General features: G+C 45.4%; 24 protein-coding genes. 1 reads left to right on the top strand and 23 read right to left on the bottom strand.

The genetic code is table 11. The features are described from left to right. Window position 1: 1 nt before the first annotated feature. The 15 genes from KSX81_RS02035 to KSX81_RS01965 form a co-directional block, all read right to left on the bottom strand. Window positions 2-610 carry a hypothetical protein gene (locus KSX81_RS02035; RefSeq protein WP_007850519.1) on the bottom strand — a complete coding sequence of 203 codons (609 nt, stop codon included), beginning with the start codon at window positions 608-610 and terminating at the stop codon, window positions 2-4. A gap of 80 nt (window positions 611-690) precedes the next feature. Then, window positions 691-852, bottom strand: a complete 162-nt coding sequence (locus KSX81_RS02030; protein ID WP_198286905.1) for a hypothetical protein — start codon at window positions 850-852, stop codon at window positions 691-693. A gap of 11 nt (window positions 853-863) precedes the next feature. After that, complete coding sequence (locus KSX81_RS02025) at window positions 864-2,408, bottom strand: glucosaminidase domain-containing protein (RefSeq protein ID WP_007850515.1); 1,545 nt, start codon at window positions 2,406-2,408, stop codon at window positions 864-866. 12 nt (window positions 2,409-2,420) lie between these two features. Further along, window positions 2,421-4,421 carry an ArdC family protein gene (locus KSX81_RS02020; RefSeq protein ID WP_007850513.1) on the bottom strand — a complete coding sequence of 667 codons (2,001 nt, stop codon included), beginning with the start codon at window positions 4,419-4,421 and terminating at the stop codon, window positions 2,421-2,423. Between the two features lie 13 nt (window positions 4,422-4,434). After that, window positions 4,435-6,276, bottom strand: coding sequence for a hypothetical protein (locus KSX81_RS02015; RefSeq protein ID WP_007850511.1), 1,842 nt, complete (start codon window positions 6,274-6,276; stop codon window positions 4,435-4,437). Between the two features lie 3 nt (window positions 6,277-6,279). Further along, the gene (locus tag KSX81_RS02010) at window positions 6,280-6,561 is read right to left on the bottom strand and encodes a hypothetical protein (RefSeq protein ID WP_027200643.1); all 282 of its coding nucleotides are present in this window, start codon (window positions 6,559-6,561) and stop codon (window positions 6,280-6,282) included. Between the two features lie 23 nt (window positions 6,562-6,584). Further along, window positions 6,585-7,415, bottom strand: coding sequence for a M23 family metallopeptidase (locus KSX81_RS02005; RefSeq protein WP_007850510.1), 831 nt, complete (start codon window positions 7,413-7,415; stop codon window positions 6,585-6,587). Between the two features lie 28 nt (window positions 7,416-7,443). Then, the gene (locus KSX81_RS02000) at window positions 7,444-8,115 is read right to left on the bottom strand and encodes a hypothetical protein (RefSeq protein WP_007850508.1); all 672 of its coding nucleotides are present in this window, start codon (window positions 8,113-8,115) and stop codon (window positions 7,444-7,446) included. Between the two features lie 23 nt (window positions 8,116-8,138). Beyond that, the gene (locus tag KSX81_RS01995) at window positions 8,139-8,819 is read right to left on the bottom strand and encodes a hypothetical protein (RefSeq protein ID WP_027200640.1); all 681 of its coding nucleotides are present in this window, start codon (window positions 8,817-8,819) and stop codon (window positions 8,139-8,141) included. Between the two features lie 16 nt (window positions 8,820-8,835). After that, window positions 8,836-9,525 carry a hypothetical protein gene (locus tag KSX81_RS01990; protein ID WP_007850501.1) on the bottom strand — a complete coding sequence of 230 codons (690 nt, stop codon included), beginning with the start codon at window positions 9,523-9,525 and terminating at the stop codon, window positions 8,836-8,838. Then, window positions 9,506-9,994, bottom strand: coding sequence for a PH domain-containing protein (locus tag KSX81_RS01985; RefSeq protein ID WP_007850498.1), 489 nt, complete (start codon window positions 9,992-9,994; stop codon window positions 9,506-9,508). The genes KSX81_RS01990 and KSX81_RS01985 overlap by 20 nt, the downstream gene beginning before the upstream one ends. 5 nt (window positions 9,995-9,999) lie before the next feature. Further along, window positions 10,000-11,172 (bottom strand): toprim domain-containing protein, encoded by a 1,173-nt coding sequence (locus KSX81_RS01980; protein ID WP_007850496.1) that lies wholly within the window; start codon window positions 11,170-11,172, stop codon window positions 10,000-10,002. A 16-nt stretch (window positions 11,173-11,188) separates the two neighbouring features. Continuing rightward, entirely contained in the window at window positions 11,189-12,805 is a 1,617-nt protein-coding gene (locus KSX81_RS01975; protein WP_007850494.1) for a hypothetical protein, read from the bottom strand. Between the two features lie 5 nt (window positions 12,806-12,810). After that, on the bottom strand, window positions 12,811-13,035 hold the full coding sequence (locus KSX81_RS01970; protein WP_027200635.1) for a hypothetical protein: 225 nt from the start codon (window positions 13,033-13,035) through the stop codon (window positions 12,811-12,813). Window positions 13,036-13,053: 18 nt separating this feature from the next. Next, complete coding sequence (locus tag KSX81_RS01965) at window positions 13,054-13,812, bottom strand: DUF4099 domain-containing protein (protein WP_007850486.1); 759 nt, start codon at window positions 13,810-13,812, stop codon at window positions 13,054-13,056. A 274-nt stretch (window positions 13,813-14,086) separates the two neighbouring features. Here KSX81_RS01965 and KSX81_RS01960 point away from each other — a divergent pair, with 274 nt between their 5' ends. After that, window positions 14,087-14,713 (top strand): M23 family metallopeptidase, encoded by a 627-nt coding sequence (locus tag KSX81_RS01960; protein ID WP_007850484.1) that lies wholly within the window; start codon window positions 14,087-14,089, stop codon window positions 14,711-14,713. Here KSX81_RS01960 and KSX81_RS01955 read toward each other — a convergent pair. The 8 genes from KSX81_RS01955 to KSX81_RS01920 all read right to left on the bottom strand — a co-directional run bounded on the left by KSX81_RS01955 (window position 14,706) and on the right by KSX81_RS01920 (window position 25,341). Then, window positions 14,706-16,220, bottom strand: coding sequence for a hypothetical protein (locus KSX81_RS01955; protein ID WP_217725620.1), 1,515 nt, complete (start codon window positions 16,218-16,220; stop codon window positions 14,706-14,708). The genes KSX81_RS01960 and KSX81_RS01955 overlap by 8 nt on opposite strands. 36 nt (window positions 16,221-16,256) lie before the next feature. Continuing rightward, entirely contained in the window at window positions 16,257-17,555 is a 1,299-nt protein-coding gene (locus KSX81_RS01950) for a DUF1810 family protein (protein ID WP_007850479.1), read from the bottom strand. Window positions 17,556-17,679: 124 nt separating this feature from the next. Then, complete coding sequence (locus KSX81_RS01945) at window positions 17,680-17,886, bottom strand: helix-turn-helix transcriptional regulator (protein ID WP_007850476.1); 207 nt, start codon at window positions 17,884-17,886, stop codon at window positions 17,680-17,682. Next, window positions 17,883-19,940: a tetratricopeptide repeat protein gene (locus KSX81_RS01940; RefSeq protein WP_007850473.1), complete on the bottom strand. Its 2,058-nt coding sequence runs from the start codon at window positions 19,938-19,940 to the stop codon at window positions 17,883-17,885. Before KSX81_RS01940 ends, KSX81_RS01945 begins: the two co-directional genes overlap by 4 nt. A gap of 62 nt (window positions 19,941-20,002) precedes the next feature. Beyond that, entirely contained in the window at window positions 20,003-22,858 is a 2,856-nt protein-coding gene (locus tag KSX81_RS01935) for a cation-translocating P-type ATPase (RefSeq protein WP_007850471.1), read from the bottom strand. Window positions 22,859-22,963: 105 nt separating this feature from the next. Beyond that, window positions 22,964-23,464 (bottom strand): hypothetical protein, encoded by a 501-nt coding sequence (locus KSX81_RS01930; protein ID WP_217725619.1) that lies wholly within the window; start codon window positions 23,462-23,464, stop codon window positions 22,964-22,966. A 5-nt stretch (window positions 23,465-23,469) separates the two neighbouring features. Further along, a complete protein-coding gene (locus tag KSX81_RS01925) occupies window positions 23,470-24,297 on the bottom strand; it encodes a hypothetical protein (RefSeq protein WP_007850466.1) in 828 nt (275 codons plus the stop codon). Between the two features lie 6 nt (window positions 24,298-24,303). After that, entirely contained in the window at window positions 24,304-25,341 is a 1,038-nt protein-coding gene (locus KSX81_RS01920) for a PrsW family glutamic-type intramembrane protease (RefSeq protein WP_007850465.1), read from the bottom strand.

Here is a 25,341-nt window from a genome sequence, read left to right as displayed (position 1 = left end):
GTCAGTTATTGGGGGTATACGGAGGCTTGACATACGCCGACATCTCGGCAATCTTGCAGGAAAGGTTCAGCTTGTCGTTATAGACGGACAGCTCCATGTCGCCTTTGACCTCGATGCCTGTCTGGGGTTGCAGCCACTCTTCACGTTTGCAGTCAAAGCCAAAGAACCGTACCCACAGGTATTCGAAGCCGTCATTGACTTTCTCTGCGGAAAAGCCTGAGAACTGTAAAAATTCCTTGCCTTTCTTGTCGGTTTTCTCTTCAATGATTTTTCCAGTCTTTCCCCGGAAGTGCATTTCCCCCTTGATGGAATCTTCATTGGAAGCCGAAAGAGTGACCTCCGAAGCTGACAGATTGAAATAGAGGTTGTCCCCACGTTTCTTGAAAGTCAGCGTGCCCGACACATTTACCCGTTGTCCCAAGGCACAATTCTTCAGTTCGTTATCCTCTCCATCTTTGGCGACGGAGATTTCCACGGTCTTGTTGATACCGCTTTTGGCAGGAACCACACAATTTACGGCAAAAGCCGTGAACACTTTATTCTCGCTGTTGGTGCGGACGGTAGCCACACGGCTGATTGTACCGCACATTGTTACATTACACTTTATCATATTGCTTGTAGTTTTATTTTACCAAGACCATTTGACCGGAATATCCTGTTAAATGTGAACCACTTGCCTGTGCAACCGTCTTAGTCGGGCGCACGGATTTTAATCCAGACTATCCCGATGGCGATGACGACCTGCACCCCTATGATCACGAGTGTCGCCACCAAGCCGAACAGTTTGTAGCATACGAGGGTGTGCAGTGCTGCCATGGACAACCCGACAAACAACAATCCTATTTCCATCATCACGCGTTTCATTATCTCTTGATTTGTTCCTCCCGGCTCTGTTGTTCCGACATTCCCTGCTCGAAGTTCTGCGAAGCCTGTTGCGACAGCACCAGGGCATTGACCATCCCGGCCACACGCATACGCTTGCTTTCTTCCGAGAGTCCCGGACTGTTCAGCGTGGCAGACAGGCGGCTCAGCTCATTGGCACTCAACTCCCGTGAGAATTGGATGGAGCCGTTGTCTGCCTGCAATACGGCTTTGTTGTTCTCTCCAACCACGAGAGCGCAGGTTTTCATGTGTGGTAAAAGTGGGGTCAAATCCACTTTCCGTTCATCGGCCATTTTGGAAACGGCACTTATCTGTTCCTCTTCATCCTTGCTGTCAATGACTACTGCCAGCATCATCAGCGAAGAAAAGGCTTTGACCACCATATCCATAATCGGGTCGTTGGTTCCCGATAAGCCGACACCGCTGTCCTCCGAAGAGAGCAGCTTTTTCATCCAGTCTTCAGGACTTTGAGCCTTGCTTTCTTGTGGAGTGGCCACTGCCTCCGTCTTGTATTTTGCCAGCAGGTCATTCCCGTTATGCAGAGCTTGTAACTTGATATTGCCTTTTTCGGCAATCTCAGCCAGATAAACAGCCGGGTCCATATCCCGCTTCTGCCCATCCGCTGAAACTAATGTCACCCCGAAATGCAGGTGCTCGCCGGTAGTCCGTGTCCCGGTATTCCCTGAAACACCGACTTTCTGCCTGGCTTGGACGGTATCGCCCACCTTGACATCGACAGAAGACAGGTGCATATAGGTGTTCTGCACCTTGCTCCCGTCGCTCCTTGGGTATTCGATGGTGATGGACTTCCCTCCGGCGGTATTTGCATTTTGGTTGACGGCCACCACCTTGCCGTTGTTCTCAGTCGCCAGTACCGCATCTCCCTTGCAGCGGATGTCGATACCCTTGTGCATCTGTTGTTTGCCGGCATCCATCGGGTCGGTGCGCATACCGAATGGAGAGGTGACAAACATAAATTCCGCACGCTCCACAGGGAATGAATACGCTTCCTTGTTTGCATCGACATTCATTTCTTGTCCAATCTCTAATCTCTGCGTTTTCGTTTCCGCCATCACCATCCGGTCGTACTTCTGCAATCCGTTGACCTCGATGATTTTTTGCAGGCTTCCTGCATAATTGCTGCCGCTGGCATATCCTGCCTTGGCAAGCCCTTCCGTCCAACCCTTATAGTCATCGGGAGCCAAGGCGAAACATCTGTCATACCGCTTGTTCTCTACCAGAAATCTGGAGTGGTGTTCGTAAGAATCACCCACACTGTCATAACTGCAAAACTTTTCGTTGGGCTTGTCATCGGTGTATAATCCGTACTTGCCACCCTGCGCAATCCATCTTGGAGTGGCTTTGATGCCGAAATGGTTGTTCTCGTTCAGGGCCAGACGGCTTTGTCCGTTGCTGCTCTCCAATATGCCTTGCGCCAAGGTCACAGAGGCAGGTATGCCGTACTTGCGCATCTGCTCCATCGCAAAATCGGCATATTGTTCTGCGTATTGTTGGTTCTTGCTCATATTCCGTTTCGTTTATCGGTGCATACCTCGTGATGCCTCTTCCTGTTCCTCGACTTCCTCTTTAGGCTGTTCAGGCTTGATTTCCTCTTTCCGGCCGACTTTTGCCTCCACCTCTTCTTCCTGTTTCTCGGAAGAGGTCTGCTCCTGTGATTGGCTCTTGTTCAGCAGATCCGCAAAGAGTGTTGCAGCCAAATGCTGCTTGAAGCTGTTCCGGTCTTCGGCAAGCCACATCCGTTGCCATTGTTGTGGCGTGACACTTCGGGGCTGTGGCTTCTGATTGTCTATGGTGGGAGCGCAGAGTATCGCACCGTTCTTGGTCTTGAACACGGCCACACGCTGGATGCGGTTCAGGTCGATGCGCTCGTCCGATGTGTGGAACAGATCCACCTTCAGTTCGGGTTTGCTCTCCGCCAAGGCATAGTATTTCTTCGCCAGTTCGCCACGTACCTTGTCGATGTTATCCAACGACTGCTTGAGAGTGGTGAAGAAACGGTTCAGGTCATCCTTGTCGGGATAGATGCTGTAACCAGACTTGCCTTCGGGTTTTATATACAATGCCCAACGGTTCTTGTCGTCCTGCACCATCTGGATTTGCTCAAAGCCAAGGTCATAGGCTTGCTTTACCGCAGGATGGGCGTCGATGGTGGAGAGCGTTTCCAAAGTCCAGCTCTTCAATCTTGCCACCTCAATCTGCTTCTCGGCAAAATAGCGGTCGTCGGGACGATACCCCAATGCTCCGTCTGGATTGTAGAAGCGGACATGCTCTATGCCGCTTTTCTGCAGGGCAGACTGTATGCGCTGTTTGTTCATACCCTTTATCTCGTTGTTCACCTCCAGGGATGCGCCGGCAGGCAAGATGACATCGGCACTCTTTCCCTGTCGGTCTATGACCAACACGATGGTCTTGTTATCCTTGTCGGGGTGTTTCTTTATCTCGTCAGCCACAAAGAAATGCTTGGGCATCTGCTCCTGCATCCGCTCGGTCTGCCGGTGGTTACGAAAGGTGGCATATTCGATTTTCTCGCCTCGTTCCGCCTTGCGTATGACCTCCAAGGCATTGTTCACATCGCTCTCGATGGCATCAATCAGGTTGGGATTCTCTTTGAGTTCCCGGTTCCAGTAGTCCACCATCTTGATATTCTCATCCGACAGGCGTGCAGGCAGTCCCATTTCCAGCATCTTGATACCCGAAGCGATTTCGGAGATAAGATGTTCCTGCTTGACGGCATCCTCGGTGGGTGGCACTCCGTTTTTCATCACCATGCCTTCACGGGCAAGGCGTTGCTGGTGTCCGGTAGCCGCTATGATTTGCCGCAAGGTCTCTTGTGCATAGTCGGTATAATGTTCAAAATCCTTTTGACGGGGAATGTAAACCGCATCCTTTTGACTGTCGTAATGTGCCACGCCGCTTCCGTCCGTGCGGACGGGCACCATGTTTTTGGAAATGGCTTGCACAAAGGCATTGAAGCGGGGGCGCAATTCACGCAGCTCCTTTTCGCCGAATCCCTGCTCCACGCTGTTGCCGTGCTTCTGCACAAGGGTCTCATATACATTCTTGTCAACAAGGGGCAGCAGGGTCTGGTTTATGGTGAACAGTGTGCGAATCTCCCTGTTGTGTATGCCCTTGTACCGGTTCCTCTCTTCAGGAGGCAGTTGTTGGTAGTCGTTTCTTGAAATGATGTCGTTGGGATTGTTCCGGTTTACATACTTGTTCCAATTGTAGAACAGGAAGGGCACACCTTTCTCGTGTTCACGGACAGACTCTCCCCGTGCCTTGGCTTCGCTGTATAAGGTGAAGAGGTTGGTCTTGCTTCCGGTCTTGTCTGAATGCAATGCCATGAACAGGGCGTTGAACGGACTGACCGCAACTCCTTTCGGATAAAACTTCGGATATCCCTTGCCCGTGGCGTTGAGCCAATGACCGCCGGCACTGACCGCACCGTTCAATGCTTCGGAAAGCAATTCGACCTGCTTGTCCGCAGCGTTTTTCTCAAACTGTGATTTCTCTTTCATATATGTTTGTCTTTTATTGTATTCCTCTGGTTCTTATAATGGTCTCCCGTTCTCCATTCTCAAAGTTGCGCTCCATCATCGCCCTGGTCTGGTCGCTCTTGGCGAGAATGGCGTTGGCAAGGGTGTTGAGAGGCAAGGCTCCTGCGTGGTACGCGGCTGTTACCTTTTCGGGTAGCTGGATGGTACAGGGTACACGGTCTATTGTCGCTATCAGGTTGTTGCCTTTCAATATCGGATTGGAGATGCGCGGATTGAGCGGTTCATCCGGATAGCTTCGGTATTGTACAGGTCTGTTTTCCGATACAGGCCTGCTGTTACCCTCATTCCGTTTCCAGTCAATGGCTTCATGTCCTGCCTTGTTCAACAGGTTGGCACCGCCCAATCCAATCATCAGCATTTTTAGGACGGGGTTCTTGACAAACAAGCCGGCTAAGACGCTTGCCATAGGTACGATGTTGTCTCCTATATCCAAAGATTTCGTCCTGCCTGTAAACATCCCTACCAGGATGTCGGGCAGCATGGAGAGTACATAGCTTAAGTTTCTGCCTATATCACCCATGCCGTTCAATCCCAAGGAGGAGAACAGTCCGTTCCAGCCGTTTTCGTTGGTACGGGTGTCGGATTGTACCGTTTGTTGTCCTTGTTCTTCTTGCGTAATTGCCTCCGAATGCGATTGTCCCGACATTTCACTTTCCTCTATTTGTTGAGTAACAGCTTGCTCGGTAGTGTTTTGAACTTCCTGTTTTGCTATTTCGGTAGATGCAGATTCTTCACTTCCCTTATTTTGCTTCTGTTCTAAACTATTTAGATAGGCTTCCCGGTATTCCGGCATAATCACCAAAGGTACATTCTTATACCGTTCCTCGTTTTTCTTTTCGTCAGCCAAACTCCACATGGGTTTGCTTGTTATCGTATGCTCACTCATCCATTTCGTAAAATCAAAAGTTTCAATGGGAATCTTCTTGGCCAGTCGCTCGTTGGTAGCGATGATGTACGGATTCTCGTCCTTCTGTATGCTCCTGGCTTGTTTGCGGAAATCCGCAAAGACGTTGGCTTCGCTTCCAAACACGCCTTTACTGATACAATCCTCCACCGATTGCCCGTTTCCTTTATTGTCTTGGGAAGGTGTCAATGCGGAAAAAGCCAGATCCACTCCGACAAACTTTGCGAAGCTCGTCCAACTGCCCACACCGCCTAAAGAGAGGGCGTCAATCCCTGCACCGATGACACGGCTTGTCCCTTTTTCTAATTTGGAAGGCTTGTAGGCCGCTTCGCCACGTTGCTCGATCTCGGCGGCAAGCGGTGATTGGCCCAGTGTCGCTGACAAGCCTAACAGCGTATTCTGTGCGGCTTTGCGGATGATGTAGTCTGCCGATGACTTGGGCATACGTTCCTTGACCAACCTGTCTATCATCAGTTGTTCCATGCGGTAATCCGTGTAGGCGTAGGCAAGGTCGCATCCTAATTGTCCGGATAATGTGTCATAACGATCCCTGCCGATTTCTCCGATTACAGCGGAACGCCATTCGCCGGCCATCATCGCCAGGTCGGTCTGCATATCCTTGTTGCCGGAAATTTTGTCCTTGACCATCGCCAAATAGTCTTCCGTAGTCTTGGAGTTCCATTCGCCTGTTATTTTCAGTGTCTGGTACGGATCGATCATCGGATTGTTGGCGGCTGCCATCGAACTGAGAATACCGGCTGCACTGGTAGAGTATTCCGCCATTTCTTCCACCTGCTTGCGGTTGAGATAGCTTTGCGTGTCACGCATGACAGGGGCAAGGTGGCAATTGAAGTAGTCACCGAATATCCTTTCTATCTCTGCAAAACGCTCTGTATGTCTGATTTCGCCCATATCCTAATAATTCAATTGGTTCAAAAGCTGTTCTTTGGTCTGCTCTATGGCGTTATGGTATATCTCCATCTGTTTGGGAAAGAACTCCTCTAACCATTCATCCTTTTCTATCCTGTCCTGAATGAAACGGATGGCATTGTTCCGGTCTATCTCTACTGAAAGTTCGCCTTCCTCCCGGTTGTTGAACCAGGCCTTTGTCCACCATCGGACTCCGGCACGGTCGGGATAGACGGACACGACTCTCGGAATGTCAAAACTCTGCACATCAATCTCCAATTCTTCCAAAGGGTCAATGATTCCACTGCTCGCTATGGCCTCGGATTGAAGTTTTTTTTTAATTCTTCATCCATGGTGGAGAGATAGACATTGTGCCTGAGTGCGAGGTAATTCAGGAAATCGGCTATCAGGAGATTCTGTACCTTGCTTGCCAACGGCAGGGCACGGCTACCGATACCAAGAGGATTTGCCATGCTCGGCATAGTCTCAAAGAAATAATTTTTGGTGGCACCCACTGCAAACACGTTCCGCAGCGATTGCTCGGTGTATTCGGGTACGGTGTACGCTCCACGGAACAGGTCTTCCATATAGACCGGCAGGAAACGGATCATCAGTTCCTCGATTTCTTCCTTGTCACGGTCGTATCTTGTCTTCATCTCACCGTCAAATTGGATAAATTCGTGGGTGGCTTCGTGCCCGGCTTTGCGTAATGCCTGGATATTGCCGTAGAGCATGGTCAGGAACTCTATCGGATTCAGTTCTTCTCCGTCAAACGCCACTTCCATGTGAAGGTCGCTTCCACTGATGGCTACCGTCTGACCGGCCTTTACCTTTTGACCGAAACGTATGAATATATTGGCAAGATGTGCATAGGTCACTTCGTATTTACCGTAGCGTATGACAATATACACGCCACGTTCCTTGTCCGTACCGATGCTCGATACGACACCGCTTGCTACTGCCGCCAAAGGGCGGTGGCTGGCATTAAAGTCTATGCCGTGATTAAAGAAAGTTTCTCCGGTTACGGCATCTTTCTGTTCGCCATAGCCCTTTGACAAGGTTACTTCTTTGTTCTTATCTTCCTCGAAGGGCATACAGTAGCCGCTTGGGGAATGTAAAATCATTTCTTCCGTATATTTCATTGTTGTTGCAATATTGTTTTCGTGGATGTTATCTTCTCATTCCTCCGCTATGGGTCTGTTCTTCCTGTTGGGAGGGTGTCTGTCGGGGTGCGTTGGCGACTCTGGTTTCTTGCAGCAGGTTGGCGTGATTGCCGATGGTCATCATCATCAGGAAGGCACCGGCAATCTTGCCGAGCCATCCGAAACGGCCGAATACCAAAAACGCTCCGGCAATCAGTCCGGCAATGCTCATTCCCGATACCTTGCCGTTTGCAAGGTTGCTGAAGAAGTTACCCAACATATTGCCGCCGTTCCCATTGGAAACATTACCCAAGAAGTTGGATGCTCCGTTGAGAGTGGATGAGAGGTTGCTTGTCGCCTGGTTTACATTGGCCATGGTCTGCTCTGCCTTGTCGGTAAGCTGGCTTACTTTGTCCCCGGCTGACTTGGCTGTACCGCTGATGGCATTGGTGGCTTCCTCGCCTATGACGGCATCGCTCACGATACGCACCACGCTCTTGTCCGTGGTCAGTTTCTCCCAACCGACATAACCGACAGCACCTCCGACGGTGGCTGTCTTCAACGCACTTCCTGCTCCACGCAGTGTCTGTGAGGGGTGCAGCACAGCGTTGCCTACACTTTTCCCGGTAGCGACAGTTGCCTTGCCACCGTATGATATGGCTTTACCGCCGGTTTTTAATAATGAACTCCAAAATCCCATATTCTTATGTTTTATTCGTTATTCTAATAAGCTCCGGCTTTGCCGCTCCGTTTCCACCGTCTTATGGCAGAACGGGCGATTTCCACCTTGTTGGCTTTCGGGCGTGCCTCTTCGCTGATTTCTGCCCATATATCGCCCATGGAGGTGTACTTGACCGCAATCGACAGCCGTTGCAGTTTCTTGTTCATCAGTTGCAGCTTGGGGCGGATGCCGAACACGATTTCCATCCGTTCTTTCTCCGTCATCTTGTTGTCCGACAGGCAAACCGTCCGTATATCGTTGATTATCTCTATGGAATTGTATATCAATTCTCGGTATATTTTATTCCGGTTTGTGGACAATGCAACCGCCAAGGCGTTTGTCGGAGAGTTTTTGAGTTGCCCGGTGAACTCGCCCATATTCTCCGTCAAGTGCGTTATCTCGTGGTAGAAGCCGTATATCTGGGCGGCATAGCTGACAACCGAACGGAACGAATCCAGATAGTCGTTGAACTCCCTCTGCAAGTCGGTGACGGCTTCCACCTCTTCCTTTGTCCAGATGTGGCCGGTGGTTTGGAGCAGCATGACTTTCTCCTGGTTCTTCAAGGTCTTCTTTGCCTTTTCGGTGTATATGAGAACCATTCCGGTAAGGGTAGGGTCTAACTGTGCGTGGACTTTTATGCCCATACACATCAGGAGGATTGTTATGAAGATTGTCCGTCTCATTGTATTCTCTCTGTTTTTATCTGATTGTAGCCGCCCTGCGCCATCTTCGCATCGCTATCTGTGCGATTTCTCCGTTGTTCCGGTCCAGCATCCCTGCGGTGGCATTGTTCCATACATCGGTCATCGTGTAGGTGCGGATGCTCAGGTAGAGCAGATTGAGCTTTTTCTGAAATGCGGAAAGCTGGTCGTTCAATGCCCATAAGGTCTGGCTACGTTCCGCTCCCGTGAGCATATTCTCCTTGCCGCCCTTGGCCACGGCATCACGGAGTAGGGAGAATACGGTTACAAGTTCGGTCGCTGTCTCTATATAGAGATTGTTCATGCTAATGGAAGCCACAATGCCTTGCGGATTGTCGCTTACGGCATTCTTCAACTTGCCCAGTGTGATGAAAATCCTCACGCCGTCATTGTACAGATGGGTGCAGGCTTTGATGGAAGAGGCGAATCCGCTTGCTGTTTTGAGATAGCTGTTGTATTTCTTTTCCCACTGGCGCATCTGCTCGAACTCTGCGGCAATGGTGTTCTGCAAAAGGGCGGTCTTTTTCTGACCGTCAATCTGGTCTCTGACCTTGGCGAGAATCAGCTCGTTGCCTTCTGCCAATGCCACGTACTCCAAAGGGTTGGCAGTTACAATCTGCGCCTTTGCCGTGTGGGTCAGCAACAGGACGAGTGGCAGAACCAGTATTTTAATGATTGGTGATCTCATAGATGCCTTTTCTTTTTTTGTTAAACTCAACACGTTCCCTGATAAGTTCCACGATGGCTGTCTGTTTGGGCAAGCCAATCAGAGCCAGCTTGGGTGTGGTCCTGTCCATAGAGAGTACCGTTACCGTTTTCAGTCCGAAAATCTGTTGTAACAGGGTCTGGTGTTCGTGAAAATCCACTACTCGGTACAGTTCGATATAACCTGTGCTGCGTTGGAACACGCCATGCGCTGCCGTCAGTTGTTCGCTCCCGATGTGGTAGCGTATCCGTTTCAGATAGATGAGCTGGTAGGCCAAGTAGAGGGAAAGAAGCACGGCAAAGAGGGTGGCGATAGAGCCAAGGGGCGCGTCATCCATACCGCCATAGACCAAGCCTGTTATAGCCACAAACAACAAAGGCAGCTCATCAATGAAGAACTGCGTGGTTTTCGGACGAAGCGAAATGTCTCTGTATAGCTGTCTGTTCTGCATGGCTCTTATCTGTGGATGGTGGATTGTTCGTTTACTTCTTCTTCGCCGGCTGTGCTTCCTTTTGTACCGAGTGGCGCACTCAAAGGAATAACCGCATCTTTGATGCTGTCAAGGTATTCCTCGCTCGTCTTGCCAAGCAGGGCATCGTTCCAGTCCTTGTAACAGGGCATCAAGGGGATTTCTCTTATCTGTTCCGGATTGATGTGCATGGATTTTGCGATGAGCCGGAATTTATTTACAAACTCGCGCCCGGCACTGTCGTTGTCGAAACACAGGTAGTGGTTCACATTCGGGGTGGCGGAGAGCATTCCCCGTATCTGCATATCGGTGGGCGTGCCGCCGGTGGAGACAAACACGCTTTTCTTGGAAAGTTCGGGATTGTCACGGAAGGTGTCACGGTGCAGTTGGTGGAATGCCATCGCATCGTAGCCGCTTTCAAACCAGGCGACACCTCCGGCTTGATGCAAAGGTTCTCCGCTGAAATTGGCTATCCACAAGCCTTCGCTGCTGTTGCTGCCCTCGGCTTTGCCCTTGTAGCTGCCGCTGCCGTCCATCTTGGGACGTCCACGTTCTTCTAAACCGACAACTTTGTCTGGTTCTTTGGGCAATACCAACGGGAAGGCGAGGTTGGCGTATGACAGACCGTCTGTCCTGTGTTTGGTGGCTAAGAAAAAATGGCCGGCAAAAGCACGTTGCGTGAAGATGTCAATGCCACGGTTCTTGAAGTAGGGATAGAAACGCTTGTGGGTCTCCCGGTCGTTTACGTCAAAATGGTGTATGTCGTAATCTTGGAGACTGAACGGGCGGCTGTGCTGCTTGGGTTGGATGATACAGATTGGTCTGTTTTCGATGGGGTGGTTCAACAGTCGGTTACAGACAAGGTTGACCAACCTGTCGGGAGACACGCCGTTTCTGTGTTCCGCAAACTTTTCGGGGAACGACTTGATAAAGGAGATGATGTTGTAGAGCTTTTGCTGTGGGGGCTGGAAGCAACATTTGCCACCTCCGGTCACGATAAACTTGTCTCCACGGATGCGTGTGCCATTGCTGTCCGTGCGGATATAGGACGGATAACGCAGGCCGTCACGCTTGTTCAGGTGATAGCCTGCATCCACCAGTACGTCCTGTATGTCCAAGCGTTGCAGGAAGTCATCGTATGTCAGTTCTCCGTTTGCCATCTGTGTATCATATTAGTTAAAATCCTCTTCGTATCTCCGCTATTTCTTGGTTCATCTGTGCCTCGAAGTTCCGCGCGGCTACATCCCTCGGTGAATCCACTCCGGGCTTGAAATAGGGACGGGGCGCATGACAGAAATGCTCGCCGTATAATTCCGGGCAGGGGTGGTGGTGAATGCCGTGGACAAGGTCGGAAGCCACGACTGTTCCTGCGGCAAGGGCTGCGAATATCTTTGCACCCAAGTTACTCCGCATCTCCGGGCGTGTCTTCATATCTACCTCGTTGAACACTTTTGAGAAGAGCTTCATGCGGTGGTAGTCATCCACTGCCAGGAACTTGTCGTACTGCTTTTGGCTGATTTCTTGGGTGATGGCTTCTCCATTGATAATGGCGGTCATCCTGTATTTGCCTTCCGCTTCTGCCGACTGTACGGCAATCGCTTCCACTTCCACCTCCCGTCCGTGTTCTCCTTCCCGATACCATCCCTTGCTTTCATGGAGATACGGCAAGTCTCGTCCGTCAATCAAAGCCCCTTCCTGTGGCTCTCTGATAATGGATTCATCTTCTTGCAATATGGCCTGTTCGTTTGAATATGGTGCAAGTCCGTTATCAGCTTCCAAGGGCAGGAGTATTTCCTGTTCCTGCTGTTGGCGTGCCGCCAAATCTTGCTCTACTTCGGGATGCAAGGTGATACCGATGCGCTCGGTATGATTCAGGGAATCCATCGTGATCTTATCGGCGAAGTCTTCCTGAATAACCGTGTTCAACAGCTCCAATCGTCGCTCTATCGGGTGCTCTTCGATGGAATTGGAGGTCAGTGCGGATAATTCCGCATCTGTGATGTCATAGACCATATCAGCATGGATTTGTTCCGATTGTATGGTCAGGGTCTTTTCTTCTTTGTCTACGAGTATGCCGTGTGAGGACAGGCATTCCTGCCACTTCTCATTAGAGAAATAGACAGGGGAGGTAATCAGCTCCTTGTAGGGCTTTGCAGGTTCTTCGCTTCTGGGCTTGCCTACCATCGGGGTGATGACGGCTTGCAGCTCCTGCAACACGTCTTGGCGGACGGGTTGTGCCGGTTGTTGTGGATGGCCTTTGTAATAGAATCCGTAACCGCCCGACTGGAGTTCTCCGGGTTTCATGCGTCCGCCGGGACGTTCTGCCACCATGGGCGTTCCAGCATAGAAAAGCCGGCCGCCCACTCTGCGGAGGTGGTAACCTTCCTGCTGTCGGGGTGTCCATCCCAAGAATGGAGGCGGCATCCCATATCTGCCGACCCTGCCGTATTCCCCGATGCCGATACGGTAGCCGTGCAGTCCCATAGCCACCCTGCCGTTGGCATTACGGGCATGGACGAAGTTGCGTGGCAGGTCAAAGTCATCCTTTACTATCTCCGTAAAGGTGTTGTATGCCTTTTTGTTGGCATGGTTCGTACCCCAGTCGGTAAGAGCTGAAAACTGCTGCTTGCTGATGGGGTATCGTAAGAGCGGAGAGTCGTGCCCTTGTACTACCAACTGGTAGCCCTCTCCGGCAGGCACGATGTGGGCTTGCATACCGTTGCGCATCAACAGGTCACGCATTTCAGGTTGCAAGTCCGCTATCCTTGGATTTGTATGGGTTCGTATAGCCATAATTTCTATGCTTCACCGCTCTCCATGGCGGCTTCTAATTGTTCGCTTTTGTAATGGACGAACTGCTCGGCAGAGGCATCGTTGATTTCCAATGCGCGTTCCGTGCAGTATTCCGCCAGTTCATCCTGCCATTCGGCAGAAAAGTGGTTGACATAATCCAGCCAGCCGTATTCTCCGCTCTCCATCTTCTCGATGAGAACGTCTTCGGGGTAAAATGCGTTTTGTGCCATAATCATAAGGATTGAAGGTTATTTGTGAAGTCCTGCGCCCATATTGCGCTGGGCACTCTTTTTCTGTTCGTTCCAGAGTTCTTCCGTGTACTGTTCTTCGGGTACATAGTCAAGACATCCGTCATCGTCCATGACCCAACAGCCGTAACAGCCGAAAGTGTATTTGTCCCATTCTCTTTTGGTGTGCTCGCTCCATTTCTGGCAGTCCCCCTGGCAGAAGCGGATGCCGTTCTTCTCGTTCAGGTCTATGCCGACCGTAACCGGTTCGTCTTCCATCACGAAGGTCAAAGGTTCTCCTTGCTGCATCACCTTGATTTCGGCATTGCTGAGTTTCAGTTCCTCTGCCAATACCTGAAGGTTGCGGGCGATGACCTGTGTGGGAACGGACATGACCTGGTTGGTCTCGGTGTCGATCTGCACGAATACCTTGGTCTTGCGGCCGTCCGCCGTTACGGAGTCTGCAAGGATGGTCTTTCCGGATTGGAGCTGCTTTTTCTGCTCCTCGTTGTATTTCTCCAAAGGCGATTTCTTCAATACCGGGAAGAATATCACATCGGCTTCTCCGTTTTCCTTGCGCACGAAAGCGAAACGGCTTCGATCGGTAACGGTGTTTCCGTTCTCATCGTTTACCTTGATGGGCAGTACGGGAGAGTGTTTGCCGTGACTGATTGCCTCCAAGGTCTGCATGGGCAGGTCTTCAATCATTTCTTGGGTAAGTCCGAACTGCGACAGGGTGTCGTATGGCAGTTCCTCAAATTCAAATCGTACTTGTTTCATATTTTGATATGATATTTTAATTATACTTTGGCAAAGGTATATACTATTATTCATACTTCAATTTTTATTGCTTCAAATAGCCGGATTATTTGTGTTTATTTATGTTTTAAGTATGATTATAGTATGATAATCATACTCTGAACTTATTTAATGTTATATTTTAATCGTAAATCAAAACATCTTTTGGCGTGGACGGAAAACTGTTCCTACATTTGCATCTATGAGTAAAACACGAATCCTTATAACCCTTCTTTTGCTATTGTCCGGGAAACATATGAAAGCGCAGTTCAACACGATTTCCTGTCCGGGCAATCGCTATAAAGTCGTTGTGGAAAATCCATCTCAAACGACAAACGAAACAGAGGCGACACCCGAAAGCATCACCTCTGAAAACGAAAAGTCCGTACCCGACAAGGTTGCTTTGTCAAGTACGGACATCAAAAAGAAAGAGCAGGTAGCATGCTATCTCAGCGTATGCTATCCGCTCTCGTCTGTCAAAATCAATTCGCCCTACGGCTATCGGAAAGACCCTTTTACAGGGAAGAGGAAGTTTCACAACGGCATTGACCTCCATGCCCGGAGTTCCAAGGTATTTGCCATGATGCAGGGGAGAGTGTTGAAGGTAGGACAGGACAAAGTATCCGGAAAATATGTCACGTTGCAACACGGCAGCTTCACCGTCAGCTATTGCCACCTGTCTCAAATTTTCGTATCACAGGGGCAGGACGTTCTGTCGGGTGATGTTGTTGGAATCACCGGTAACACAGGGCGCAGCACTGGGGAGCATTTGCACATTACCATACGTCAAAAAGGAGAATATGTCAATCCCAGGATTTTCCTTGATTATATCAACTCTGTTAAAGAGTCTTGTGTGATGGAGTTTGTCAAAAATATTATTTGAAATGTGTTCGCATAGCCAACATAATAGCTTCACCAACTAAAGCTACATTAGCCAAAAGATAATGACGTTTACAATTTAGCCTAACGGTATGACCTGCAATCTCAGCTGTTGTCAAAATATCATTTCTCGTTTTTAAATCATTAAAATAGGTCGCAGCTCCAGTCATGAATGCAGTGCCTGATGGACTTAATTCAAATAAAATTGGTCCGGCATCTATATCCAACCCCAAATAGCAGGTTCTGTCATAGTATTCTTTTAGTCCGGAAATAACACCGTCTTTCCAAAACAATGATTTGAGCGTTTCATATTGTTGCTTGGCAAAAGTTTCATCTATAAAAGTCAGATAGTAGCAGTTTAAAGCTGAATATGAACCTTTAACTGGAACTTCTTCGTACTGGTTTCCATTCTCCTGAAGGAATGAAACCAACAAACCGGTTTTGTCATCAATCCATTCTTTTTGTGCTCGTTTTATCCATTTTTTGACAGTGCTACGGTATTTACCATTATTCATGTCTGCATATTGATTTAGAGCGACAATGGCAACAAGCATATCCGGAATGTAGATTGACTCTCCGGGGTAAGTGGGCAAATTCAAGGAACTTCGATTAAGAAGCCTTCTATTCATTGTACTACACAAAGAAAACAATAACTTATCGTACTTTGAATTACCTCCGATTTGTTTGTAGCCGCAAATCATCCAAGCTAAGTGACTGAGATAGGATATATGGCTTTCATCGCCGTCCAAAGATTCCAATGGATCTTCATTCCATCGCATTGTATCATAATAGCGAAGTTCGGGAGACATTACAATATTGATGAGACTGTCAATGAGTTGAATGTTCCCGGTTTTTGTCTCTGGATATAATTGGGATATGTTTACCAATGCCGCAGACAACATGGAACAAGAATACAATGCCCACTCTCCCTGAAATTGTGTTCCTATTGCAGCAGGCATTTCGTTCAGGACTACCTGTGGATTTACCATCAATTTACCCAGTAAGTAATCTTTCCTCGCCAAAATGTCTTCCTTTTCAAAAGAATTTCGTTTTGAACATTCCCATGAAACGGAGATGGATTTCAGCGCGACAAAAAACAAGAGAACTGCAGTATATGTTATTATTTTGCCAAATTTGTATTTCTTCCGAATTCTTCTAATCTGCTTTCCACAAATTTTCGCAAGAATTACACAAGTTGCGCCATATATGGGCAATAAAAAGGAATACCATACAGATACATTCCAAGTTTTAATCAAGCCACAAAACAAAATGGCTATGCCGGAATACATGAAATATGGTAAAAACAGCCAACGTAATCTTTTATCTTTCGGTACGGTTTCCCAGTATATTGCATATAAAGCTATGTAAAGTAGCATTAAACAAATTGTCTCGCCATTATAGTGGTCAGCCCACAAATATGGCATCAAGAACATGAGAATGATTTGTAAAAAGAACCATCTACAAATCCTCCATGTTATTACAATCAATTTGACTATGATATCATCCTGCATAAACAATAATACTTTTTCAAAAGAGTTCGATTTGTGTTATCTATTCGTTTCTTTATTGTCAAATTTCGATTGTATAGCAATGCGTTCTGCACACACTTTATCAAATTTCGCTATTATATCCCGGATATACTGAGGCAGAAACTCAACCGTAACATACTTAACAAGCCATGAGGGGATGCCATAATAGGCAGCGGCAATGCCGCCTGTCATGCAGGCGATTGTATCACTGTCACCACCCAAGGATACTGCAAGCCGGATAGCAGATTCGTAATCGTGACTATCCAGGAATGCAATTATCGCTTCCGGACAGGAGCCTTGACAAGTTACGTCAAACTGATATGTCGGGCGAATCTCATCGCAAGATCGATGCATATTATAGCCAAAGGTCTGTTCGATATAATCCCGAATTTCATCTTTGGATTTATGCTGGCGAGCCAAGAAGATTGCTGAAGCAATAGCCTGTGCGCCCTTGATTCCTTCAGGATGATTGTGTGTAACCTCTGCTGATTGTTTGGCAAGTTCAAGTGCTTTGTCAAGCGATGTGGCATAATATCCACAAGGACTTACACGCATACCGGCACCATTTCCAAAACTATTGTATGGTTCTTTGGTCTCACTATAAAACAACCACTCATAGAACATTCCGCCATATTCTCTGTTAGGATATTCTTTACCCCAATCGAGCATAGCTTCCCGCAATGGAACTCCACTCAAAAGCCAGTCAGCTACAGCAATGGTCATTACTGTATCGTCTGTAAACTGAGTTCCCCTCGTAAATAAAGCGATATTGGTTGACTTGTGATTGCAAAACTCATAAAATGAGCCGACAATATCTCCGATTATAGCACCAATAATTCCCCCTGAAATAAGCTGTTCGTCCTTGACTTTACTTGTTTGCAACATTTCCAATGTGCGTTCATCAGATTTACCATCGTAATACTTCTGTAAGGCATCAGAGAAAATATCGTTAGGACATATGTTATCGAAAAGCGTCATTGATGAGCGGAATTTCAAGGCATCTATTCCACCTAAAATTTCCTCGGCGGATTTTCCGTCAATGGTAAGCATTGCCATTGTGATTTCGTAGAGGTTTCTGCCTAACAGAGGATGAAGTAAAAACATAATTGCTTCATCGCGGTCTATAATACCATAATATTCAGCATTGCGACTATGCCCAAGACCTCGAAGTTGTGGAAATATATACCACATCCAATGCGATTGTTTCTTGCCAGAACGAATTTCCGTCAAGGCAGAGCCGTATATCTGGCGATGCGCATCAACGAACCGCCTTAAATTGTATTTTGAAATATATTCTTCGTATTTTGCTGAGTTCATATCGGTAGTGTATTAAATCTTTATACAAAAATAGTGATTTTTAAAATCCAAACACTTCATTCTTTGGAAGTTATTTTGGTACTAAAGTAAAATACCACCCCAAAATAGGTGGTATCTACGTTAATTACTCAGTTATCGAATGGAGTAAATCTTTTGTATCGACTTCCAAACACCTTGCGATGGCGACTAAATCATCCAAACTTGGCTGACTCTTATTAGTACACCATTTGGATATGGTGGCTTCATTCTTTCCTAATTGAGCCGCAAGCCAACGATTGGTTCGCTTTTTCTCAGCCAAAACTACTTTTAACCTATTGATTTCTCGCTTCATTTGTTTTCCTCTACTTTCTTTTTATACGTTATCTTCAACACTCTATTTGCATTATCAATCTTAATATTTCCCAAACGGTTGAGAATGGACTGCCCTAACAGAAGAGGGGCTTTCTGGTTATGCACGACTGAGGCACGGACATTATCCAAATCTAAACCACCGAAATTCACATTACGGAGATTGACAACCGTACCGGCACTTACTTCTCCGTTGGCCATCATATAATTCTGTTTGCCTATTACGTCCGTTGGTTTCAAATAGCCATTTTTCATCATGAATGTAGCCTCGACAGAGGAGAGAGATACATCTGACGCCCCTGTATCAAAAACAAAGTATAAAGACAGATTGTTTATTGCACATTTTACCTTACAGACACCGTCTTCTTTGGTAAAAGGTATTTCAACAGTCTTTTCCTCATATAGGGATGTATCTTGTGTCTTGCCTTCTATTTCTGATTCAAACCGTTTCTTATATTGCGCTATCATTTCCTTGAACTCTGGCAATTCTCTTATCGGATTTAGGTCGTCATCCATTTCAAGATGAGCAAAACGGCGATAACCTTTTTCCAATGCCGTTCGCATAAATTCAATAGCCTTTTCTAATTCGCCCATTCTTGAATGCAAACAAGCTGCATCATAATAGTTACCGGCATTATCCGAATCATTGGCAATCACCTTGTCCATAAATTCAATGGCTTTTTCTTTTTGGCCTAATCCCCAATATGCGTATTGAGCGCAAGAACTATTACTTGGAATAGTATCGAGTTCTATAACTTTTCTATAGTCTGCTTCTGCGGATTTTTTATCTCCTTTCAGGATGTACATATCACCTCGTCCCAAATATGCATATGCATAATCTGGCTGCAAAACTATAGCCATTGTATAATCCTCAATGGCTCCGTCTGTGTCGTTGCTATTGTCCTTGAACCAGCCACGACGATAGTACCCTCCAAAATAATCAGGATAATGGTTGATATATTTACCCGACTCAACGATAGCGTCTTTCGTATTCCCGGATTCATACAAAAGATCTGCTTTTTCCATCACATAATCAAAGTCTGTAGAATCCAAGGCAATCGCATTATCAATATGATCCAAGGCCAAGGAAAAGTTCCCCATTTCGCTATGGCATTGTGATATGCGATAGGCGACTACATCGGAAGCATCTTTATTATAGCAACTTGTATAATATTCAATGGCCTTTTTATAAGCATCAGTACGTTCGTGTACAATTCCCAAACAATAGAGCCAATATTCATTATTGGGATTTTTTGCGGATTGCACCTTTAATTTTGCTACTAACGGAATCATAGCGGAATCTGCGACTTGCTGCATTAAATGAAATGCTTTATTGTCACCGTCAATATCTAACGCTTTGATAACATCATCAATAGCTTTGTCGTATTGTTGTAGCCCAAAATAACTTTCAGCCCTAAAAGAATACCCTGAAGAATAGTCTGATGCCAACCGTGTCACATAATTGAATTGCTCGATTGCGTCATTATATCTTTTTTCCGCATTGGCATTTCGACCAATTCCCATGTAGCCCATTACACTACCAGGATCTATTGATATGATTTTCTGGTAATCCTTATCTGCCAAGTCATATTTATCCATATAATAATATAGATTGGCTCGCTTTTCATAGACATCAGCAGCATCAGGAGTTTCTTTTATGGCGGATGTGAAATCGACAAGTGCTTTTTCATTTTCACCAAGTCCCACATAAACTTCTGCACGAACAATATATGCAAAGGCTCTATATTGTTTGTCCTTTTTAGGAATATGCTTTATTGCCAAATCTACAGCGGTTAATGCGCGACCATACTCCTCTTGATAGTTTCGTACAGTCGCAATCCAAGCCAAAGCATATCCGTTGTTTGGATTATCTTCCAGCTCCTTGTTAAGGTATTCAAGAGCCTCTTCTGCATTGTTGTTTTGAATAGCTTCAACGCCACGATTGTAGTTGTAAGAATCCGGACGTTTGATGTTTTGGGCGGAAATCGAACAAGTCATTCCTATAACAACAAACAATGTGATAATTATTCTTTTCATACACAATAAGTGAGATAATTCTATGGGTGAATTTGAATCTCATTCACCCATAGAATTACGTATTATTTTTTTGTAAACAATCGACAAATTTCTCGAACCCAAAGAACGAGTGAAGATGCACTAACAATTATCAACAAGTCAATGGCACCTGTGGGATTGAAGTGCCAATCAAGGGTGTGAAGCATCGGTTCTACATTAAAGAATTCGTATGCAATCTCAGTGATAAATAGCTGACCAATAATGATAATTCCGACTATAGTCCAAAATCCGCGACTCATTTTTACTTTGAAAATACTTTCTCCTGTTTCAAATACACGGGCATCAAACATATACCAGAAGTGTGTCCATACAAAAATGGAGAAGAGAAGTGTAGCTTCGTATGCTGTCATCGGATTTTCACCACCTACAACTGCTGAGAACATCTGTGTAATCGAGGTTACTTCAGCATGGTTGAACAACCAGTAGAAGCCCAATGTCAAGGCAAAGAAGAACAAACCCACACCAAGTAGTTCTGTCATCATTGGACGAGTCAAGATTGAAGCCTCACGACGACGCGGTTTATCATTCATCACACTTGCAGAAGGGGGTAGCGAAGCGAGTGCCATTGCTCCGAATGTATCCATAATAAGGTTTACCCAAAGCATCTGAGTAACAGTCAATGGAGATTCGGTACCCATAAATGAGCCAAACAGTACAAGGAAGCAAGCTGCCACATTAACCGTAAGCTGGAATAATAGGAAGCGTTGAATGTTCTTATAAAGTGAACGTCCCCACATTACAGCACGGCCGATTGACGAGAAAGAGTTGTCTATAATCGTAATATCAGATGCTTCTTTAGCAACAGATGTTCCATCTCCCATAGACAAGCCCACATGAGCTGTCTTCAGAGCCGGGGCATCATTCGTTCCATCACCGGTAACAGCAACAACTTCATTGTTCGTTTGCAGTGCTTCTACAAGACGCTTCTTATCCATAGGACGGGCACGGGCTATGATTTTCAAGTCGCCTACACGATCGCGCAACTGCGCATCTGACAGTTCTGAAAACTCAACTCCAGTAATAATGTTGCGGTCTGTGTCCGTCGCATCATTCCAAAGCCCGATCTGTCTACCGATTTCCTTTGCCGTTCCAGGTGTGTCACCAGTTACGATTTTAACTTTGATTCCGGCTGCAATCACTTCATTAACGGCATCAGGTACATCTAAACGTACAGGGTCAGAGATAGCAACAATTCCGAGGAATGTGAGTTTATCGGCTACGATCTTGCCATTTTCAATAGTAGCATCCTTATCTCCAAGTTCCTGATATGCAAAACCGAGAGTACGCATCGCTTGATTTTGATATGCAAGCAGCTGAGCGTCTATCTCTTGTTTGGAAACGCCGCAAGTATTCTTACACATGGCGAAAATAATTTCCGGCGCACCTTTTATATAAAGAATGTTCTTGCCTGTCGCAGATTTCACCACGGTAGCCATATATTTACGTTCAGTAGTAAATGGCAGTTCTTCAATACGCGTGGCATTCATACGCAAAGCCTTGTAATCTGTATTGTGTTCCTTCAGCCAAAGAAGCAACGCTCCTTCGGTCGGATTGCCAAAAACCTGTGGCTTATCTCCGGTCAAATCAAGTTGAGCCGTTGAGTTTACAGCTATACCCTCATAAAGAATTTCATCTGAAGGCTCTCCAAAGAAATTAGTTTTATAGACCTGCATCTGGTTCTGCGTCAGTGTACCTGTCTTGTCTGTGCAAATTATGGTTGTAGCACCCATTGTTTCACAAGCGTGCATCTTGCGGACAAGATTGTTGGTTTTAAGCATACGGCTCATGCTATATGCAAGTGAAAGGGTTACAGCCATAGGTAATCCTTCCGGTACGGCAACCACAATTAAGGTTACAGCCACCATGAGGGTTTTAAGTGTATGAGCAAGGAGCAACGACCAAGTGGTACTATCTGCGCCAGCGTGTATCATTGAGAACGCTCCAATTACCATAGCGAAGAACAGTACGAAAAATCCGATGATAGTAAATATGCACTTAGCCTTTGACCAATCTTCAAATTTTTTGATGACAAGCCAAAAGAATAAAGCAACAGGAACAATAAGCGTCCATGCTTGCCAGTTACTCCATCCGAGGAAATGAATCAACTGACCAACAATTATCAATCCAGCAAAACCATAGCTGACATTCGTAATCCAATCTGCGAGTCCGTCAAGTTGTTCATTGAGCGGTGTCTTTACAGAATCGTCAATTTGCGCTTCCTCAAATACTTTACCCATCTCTGTTGCATCACCGACTTTCAGCACACGCATCACGCCGTGACCTTCCATTACTTTTGTACCACGCATGACATGATTGGACGGATAGGTTGCTTCTTTGTCGAAATGCGCTGGGTCGATGGTTTTGGCGCAAAGAGGCTCACCTGTAAGCGTTGACTCATCTACACTGAGAGTAACAGAATCAAGAAGTTCACCATCGGCAGGTATTTCATCACCTGTGTTAATGATGACAATATCACCTACAACTACATCTTTTCGAGGAATTGTAGTAGTCGTACCGTTTCTCATAACTTCAACCAATTCATCATCGTTGACCTGATTGAGTATTTGGAAAGCCTTGTTTGCCCTTTGTTCAAAGATGAAAGCAAGAGTTGTTGCCAATCCTATGGCAACGAAGATACCTATTGGCTCAAAAAAAACTTTCCAATTTTGCCCTAAGCCAAAGAACTCATAGAATGAAATTCCGATTGAAAGCACTCCGGCAACAAGGAGAATGATGATTAACGGGTCTGAGAATTTTTCAAGAAATTCTTTCCACCACGGATCTTTTTCTGGTGGAGTAAGAATGTTTGCTCCATACTTCTTCCGGCTTTCTAGCACTTGGGCATCAGTTAAGCCAATGTAATTTTTCTTTTGTTCCATATAATGATTCTATTTAATAATATTTTTCAAATGTGACTTATGCGTAATACTGCGATGATAACGACACTACAAATTCAACTAATCATATGTATCGCATATAGATGTTTAGACTACTATTTTGTTTTTTCTACAACCGACTTTATTTATACCGAATTGAAGACTACGACCTGTTTTTGAATTTCTGCACAATAATGACAGTATTTTGCACCCAAGATCATATGCAATGTTTGTATGTTCTTGAATTGCCTTTAGGTTTGATGGGAAATACTTCACTTTAGAACTCAACTTGCAAAGTAGCTCTTGTTCTATATGGTCAATATATTTATCCGCACCGATTTTGTCTATGAGCCAAGATACATCATCGTCAGTTATTGTGTCATGTGATTCTTCTAATAGATGGTCACAAATGGCCTGAATGAAAAAATTATCCCATTCTTTTAGATTGCCAAAATTTAGTATCTCTTTTCGTAAGTCAAATAAAAAATCAGCCTCTTCTCGGTTTACTCGACCATCTTTATATACAATCTTGCGCAAGTCTGGAATATCACTTGAAGTGATGCTTCCGTTTGCTATGATAGTTTGTTTAATCTGTTCTAAATTATACATAACGATTATTTGTAATTTGCAACAACATTATAAGCGAACCAGCTGTTAATTCCTTCAAGGAATATAGGCTTGTCATTAGCCCCATCCTTTTGCAATCCTATCCCATTTGAATATGATTCAATACTCAAAATCTTTGAGTATGGTATTTTCAGACTTTTTTCAGGAGAAGCAAAATAGATATGTTTATCGGTGAGGCAAACACTTCCAGAACCAATTTTTTGCATAACGGTTGTTTCAACAGGATGCCCCTTGAAACCACCCGTGCGATAATAAACGCCTTTCATTACTCTAACGCTAACACCTCTACTTCGTCCTACATATTCTCGTTGAATCTTTTGTTGGTAAAGTGTGATATTGCGGAATAGCCATACTAAATGCTCTGATTTGTTCAGCAGAAAAGGAAAATCACCTGCAATGGTTATTTGAGGTGTTGGAATATTTCCTGATAAAATATCACGAAGGACTTTTGACTGCAAGACCTTTTCAAGAGATTTATTGGCATTGAGGAATGATTGTGAAAGCCCGGAATATTGAATGAATCTGGCAACAGTTTTCTCTTCTGCTGAATCAACTATCCCATCATTAAGATAGCCGTCAATAGCTTCATCAAATGCAGAACAAAACATATTGTCTAAAGACGTTTTGTTGATATGCGAATCTTGAACGATTTTCCTTATTTCTGAATCTTTCAGATAAAAATCCTCCTTATGTGTAAAACAATCTATTATAATTTGTTTAATAAAAGACAAACCTTTAAGATGTTTTGCTTCGCATTCATTGTGTTTGTTACGAAAGAAACCAGCATCCTGACCGCAGTATAGACATTTTCCCATAGTATATTAGTTTCTAAGTTTTGACTGATAATTTACTCCTTGCTTTAAGTAAGTCATGAGCAACAATACAGCGATAAAGCATATGCCAACAGCGATAAATATCAATACGCTATAACCACACAACGTATCATATAGCCCATGCAACAAAGCTGGAATAGCTAATGATAGGAAGTACAATGATATACGATATTTCGGATATAAATTGGCGAAAGCAATAAAATATCCTCCGATACCGCACCATATTGCATGAAGGAACGGCAAACTGGTCAATCGTGCAATGTTCATGAAAAATGCTCCGGTATAATCAAGCTGAGTATTAACTGAAGTTTGATATCCAACTCCCTCATATACACCAAATGCAATACCAGCCATTAAACCATAAAACACTAATGTTTGTGGTATTAATGGCTCTTTTGCTCGGGCAATAAGAATATAAAGAGGTATCGCTTTTGCAAATTCTTCTGTTGTTCCAACTCCTAAAGTGTATCCGATGAAATTAAATGGGAATGGTAGATTTACAAGGTTGTAAAATGGATTAAGTTTTGTCCAACCTACGATATCCCATAGGAAGAATATACAGAGTTGCGTCATAAAAAATACAATTAATGTATATTTCAACGACACTTGCTTGGTTCTAAAAAAATAGTAAAAGAATATTCCCCATATACATGAAAAATACAGTGCAATAGCATAAAATATTCCCATTGCAGGGAAGGGTATTGCCATGAAAATGGTAGGGAATAGACCTATTAAAGCTAAAAGTAACAGCCTTTTATCTGAAAGCCATTGTTTGCTGATAATGGTGGATTTTGGTAATATTAATTCGCCACCAATCATCGCTAACTGGTGAAATAGATGTCCTTTATGAGGTACTTTGGGTTTTAATCCTGCCTTTTTCAGAAAATACTTTACCGTATTTTCTTCATTCGTTGCATCGTTTCTAGCAGAATCACTTCTGAGAATCTGTCCGGAATTGACATACGTCAAAAGGGTCGATTCATCATAGGGGCCAAACTCTTGATTATTCCTTTTTACGTATATCAT

The organism is Bacteroides sp. MSK.18.37 (assembly GCF_019129155.2).
In the GTDB taxonomy this organism is placed as follows: domain Bacteria; phylum Bacteroidota; class Bacteroidia; order Bacteroidales; family Bacteroidaceae; genus Bacteroides; species Bacteroides ovatus.
Note: the sequence above shows the minus strand (reverse complement) of the source record. Positions and strands in the feature narration are given on the sequence as shown.